The organism is Bacteroidota bacterium (assembly GCA_037133915.1).
Classification (GTDB): Bacteria; Bacteroidota; Bacteroidia; order Bacteroidales; family CAIWKO01; genus JBAXND01.
This window is the reverse complement of sequence record JBAXND010000112.1, coordinates 1-2685: the sequence shown is the minus strand read 5'-3', so window position 1 is coordinate 2685 and position 2685 is coordinate 1. Positions and strand designations below refer to the sequence as shown.

Sequence of the window (2685 nt, the reverse complement as noted above, 5' to 3'; positions counted from 1 at the left end):
AACGGCAGTTTGGCAAATAATGATGTAATCACCTGCGTGATGACTTCCAACGCAACCTGCGCCAGTCCTGTTACTGCAACATCGAACACGATTACAATGATTGTAAATTCAGTACTGACGCCGACTGTAAGTATTGCAGCATCACCGTCGGGAGCCATATGTGCAGGCACTTCAGTTACATTCACGGCATCGCCCACCAACGGCGGAACGCCCGTGTATCAATGGCAACTCAACGGAAGCAACGTGGGGAATAATACAAACACCTACGTGAACGGCAGTTTGGCAAATAATGATGTAATCACCTGCGTGATGACTTCCAACGCAACCTGCGCCAGTCCTGTCACAGCAACATCGAACACTATTACGATTAGTATTATTTCTGCTGCGACAGTACCTTCCGTACCATCAGGATTAACTATAGTGTGTTCCGGTTCAACTGTAAGTTACACAAGTAGTGCCATGTATAATCTTGGCTACATCTGGACAGTGACACCCTCGAATGCAGGAAGTGCAAGTGGTAACGGTGCGTTAACGGACATCACCTGGAGTGGAACATATACAGGAAGCGCAGTCGTGAGTGTTTCTGCATACAGTGCCTGCGACACATCTTTAACCGCAAGTTTAACTGTAAATGTTGGAGGTGCGCCATCATTACCCATTCCTATATCGGGTCCTGATTCTGTGTGTAGCGGAACTTCATCGGTATATTCAACGAGTTCAACCGGAGCAACGGCCTTTGTATGGGACGTTACTCCAGCTTACGCTGCAAATGTCAATAACCTGGGCAGCACACTGAATGTTTCATGGAGCAATTTGTTTGCCGGTCCAGCTACCATTACAGTGTATGCACTTAATGCTTGTGATACGACTTCAGTAGTATCTTTAAATGTTCAGGTAGATACTACTATTGCCCAGCTGATATTTCATGGAGGTTTCGGAACGCTTTGTCAGGGAACATATTCGAGCACCTACACGGCAATTTGCAACAATGCCACCGGATTTAACTGGTCAATCTCACCTGCATCGGCAGGAACAATAAGCGGGACAGGAAATACCTCTGTTGTATACTGGGATCCTGGATTTTCAGGCAATGCCACCATTTATGTTTCCGCATTCAACAATTGTGATTCTACGCCCACTCTTTCCATGACTGTGACTATATTGCCTGGGCCGGGCACGCCTGTTATCACGGTAAACGGACTCGTGCTTACGAGCACACCTGCCTATGCTTACCAGTGGTACGTCAACGGCAGCCAGATTCCTACCGGAACGCAACAAAGTGATACTGCATTGATTACAGGCGATTATTTTGTGGTTGTGCAGGGAAGTAACGGATGCATGGATACATCGGCAATAGTACATGTAGATGTGAATACAGGAATAGAAGTACCGGCTTCAATGCGGGCACTGAGCATTTATCCGAATCCATTTTCCGGTGTTTTCTATATTGAATTTGATCTTAAAACCGACTCTGAAGTTCAAATTGGCATTTTTGACCTTGTCGGGAGAAAAGTGGCGGAACTGCCGACAGAAGATATAGTTTTCAAAGGGAAGCACTTGGTGAGAATTGACGGGGATGAGCTCAATCTTGCTGACGGCTCTTACCTTATCCGAATCATGATTGATGGCGCTGTTGCCGTTAAACATGTAGTAAGGATAAAATAGAAACGTGGCAGAAAATTCTGAAAAAGCCGCAAAAAAAATACTACTTTTGCGGCTTCTAAAGGGTGGTTAGCTCAGTTGGTTTAGAGCACTTGCTTGACAGGCAAGGGGTCGATGGTTCGAATCCATTACCACCCACAAAAAGGTTTCGGTTTGTGCCGAAGCCTTTTTTTATATGCAGCCGGCAATCATTATTTTATCCCCGGCTCTCACCACTTTATTTGACCCTGCTAATATCTTAAAAAACAAGCTGTTTCACGCGGTTGGGGGGGGGGGGGAAAGATTCCATGCGTGAATAATTACTTTGTAATTTGCTTGCTTTCTTATGGCCTAGTCATTATATTTGTCTATTAATTATAGGTTGTACTATTTGCAGTTAATCTGAAGCCTGCTCAAGATACTAAGTATCAAATTTTAAGATGCTGCAGATTAGCGAAAGAATGGATATTCACGATGTTTCAGCTCCCAGAATACAGGTCAGTCCGGTGATTTTCTGCCAACAGGCGGCCACTGGAGGCCAATGTGATTTAAAAGTTTAAAACGAATTTATGATTACCCGGAAATACTGAACCCATGAAAAAACATCTTCTTATCATGCTGCTTTGCCTCACAGCTTTAACGTTGGCAGCCCAGAACAAAAAGAATTTTGATATAACCGGTCAGACCAAAGGTCCCGGGGATAAGCTGAGCATGTCTAATCCTGTTTTTGAAATGACCCTTGTCAATGGCGCGTACTTTACCATAGGTACCACGCAGGGCCGTTCATCGCAGGCCATTGATGATTACAATCAGATCACCTATGGTCATCCTTACGCGCTCACATCATTTCCGATGATTTTTGCTGACACCGCGTGGGTGAAGCCTTCAGCACTCTTTAACAACTTCACTCAAACGCTGTCGAAAACCACCGATACACTTTGCGCCTATTTTACAGACAGTCTAAGGTATGAATCCCGCTTTTTGATGATACTGGAGAATACGCGCAAACTGGTCCCCTAGTTCCGCGTTAAGCTGACCCCCTTT

At 45.0% G+C, this 2685-nt stretch carries 2 protein-coding genes and 1 tRNA gene; all 3 read left to right on the top strand.

Annotated elements, in window-relative coordinates; all coding sequences use genetic code 11:
- On the top strand, window positions 1-1665 hold a 1665-nt coding region (locus tag WCM76_16835; GenBank protein ID MEI6767298.1), incomplete at its 5' end, for a T9SS type A sorting domain-containing protein.
- Between the two features lie 60 nt (window positions 1666-1725).
- Window positions 1726-1800 (top strand) — tRNA-Val (locus WCM76_16830).
- A gap of 435 nt (window positions 1801-2235) precedes the next feature.
- On the top strand, window positions 2236-2661 hold the full coding sequence (locus WCM76_16825) for a hypothetical protein (GenBank protein ID MEI6767297.1): 426 nt from the start codon (window positions 2236-2238) through the stop codon (window positions 2659-2661).
- Window positions 2662-2685 lie beyond the last annotated feature (24 nt).

What these genes read in the sequence shown, in the direction of transcription:
- WCM76_16825 (MEI6767297.1), top strand. Translation starts at nt 2,236, where the DNA reads ATGAAAAAACATCTTCTTATCATGCTGCTTTGCCTCACAGCTTTAACG.